Source organism: Hydrangea phyllody phytoplasma (assembly GCF_036985185.1).
Taxonomy (GTDB): domain Bacteria; phylum Bacillota_I; class Bacilli_A; order Acholeplasmatales; family Acholeplasmataceae; genus Phytoplasma; species Phytoplasma asteris.
On record NZ_BSDA01000031.1, the window covers coordinates 1 to 264 of the forward strand.

Annotated in this window: 1 pseudogene; it reads right to left on the minus strand. The window is 12.5% G+C overall.

The features are described 5' to 3' along the window. Positions 1 to 192: pseudogene (locus AACP42_RS03100) on the minus strand (hypothetical protein); the annotation flags it as partial. Between the last annotated feature and the right edge of the window lie 72 nt (positions 193 to 264).

The following is a 264-nucleotide window of genomic DNA, read 5'->3' on the forward strand; positions in this document are numbered from 1 at the left end:
AAATATAGTTTTTATAATATTATAAATATTAATAAAATTAATATTCCAACCAACATTAAAACCAAATAAAAAAGATGATTTAGTAAATAAAATACTATAAAAAATACTATATAATAAATAAAAAAAATCTTTAAAATCAAAGGAAATTAAATATTTTAAAAAATTAAAACTAAAAATCATTTTCAGTGTCATCAATAGATTCCACAATTAAAGGTTTTTTTGTATTATTTAATTGATTTTTTAATTTTAAATTTTCTTTTAAAA